Below are 949 nucleotides of genomic sequence, written 5' to 3'. Positions count from 1 at the left end.
ATCCGCGATCCTTTCGGCGGTACGGAAAGCCGAAGTATTTTTTCGTAAAAATTTTGTTCCATAATATATTGATCGATCCCATATAAGTCATTTGTGTTATATACAAGATGATCGTTTGCGAGAAAGGAGGACAGTCCGAAACTAGAGAAGACAATCTTGTTCGGCAACGATGAAACCGCCGTTGATGCGATTTGTTGTACATGACGGAATGTTTTTTCCATCTGGTGGATGACCGTCGGCGCCCGTTCCGCCATGTGCGGCCAATCGGCCGGGTAGGTGATCTCATATCCTTGATCGACGAGTTGATGCCCTTGCCCTTTGATCAAGGTGACCGCTTGCGCCTTCCCTCGGTAAACCGTCCCCCGCTTTGGCACATTGCAAAACAGCACATCGCNGTCTACGTTCAAGGTAAACGTATATGTTTCGTCCGGAAAGAATTGATCGGTGAATGCCCCGCCCCAAGCTCTCGTTCCCGCTACTCGATATTCGTAGGTCCGATACATGTGTGTAGCTCGTTTTTTCGGATACCACGCTCGATCAGCCAACAGAACGATACGGCCATTGGTGTACGGGATGAGAGCTGTATCGACGATCTCATACGAAAACGTGAGCGTCGAGGTGCGTTTCGGCAGCCACACGGTCACGAGATCGCCGTTTCTTGTAAACTTGACGGGCTGATGGTCCGCTTCAATCGAGTGGAGCGGATACAAATGGTACAGTTGAAACGTGGGCCGGTTCGTTTCCAACTGGGACAAGGCCACGCGCACGACCGCACGCGATCCATGCAAAGAAAGGTCATACGACTGGATACGGTAGCGCAAATCGGCTTTGATGGTTTGCGGCATTCGACGGTACTCCTCGAGTTCGGTCGTCTGATCGGCCCGAGTGAACGCCTTGGTGTTCGTTTGCAAGGAGTGGTAGGCGGTTAGGACGATCAGAAACGGGAAGA

At 51.4% G+C, this 949-nt stretch carries 1 pseudogene; it reads right to left on the bottom strand.

The annotated features are described in order from the left end of the window. Positions 1–395 precede the first annotated feature (395 nt). A pseudogene (locus VU18_RS19285) lies at positions 396–911 on the bottom strand (ABC transporter permease); the annotation flags it as partial. Positions 912–949: the final 38 nt, after the last annotated feature.

Origin of the sequence: Geobacillus sp. ZGt-1 (genome assembly GCF_001026865.1) — a bacterium.
GTDB lineage: Bacteria > Bacillota > Bacilli > Bacillales > Anoxybacillaceae > Geobacillus > Geobacillus thermoleovorans.
The sequence above is the reverse complement of the archived record's forward strand: the minus strand, read 5'-3'. Positions and strand labels throughout refer to the sequence as shown.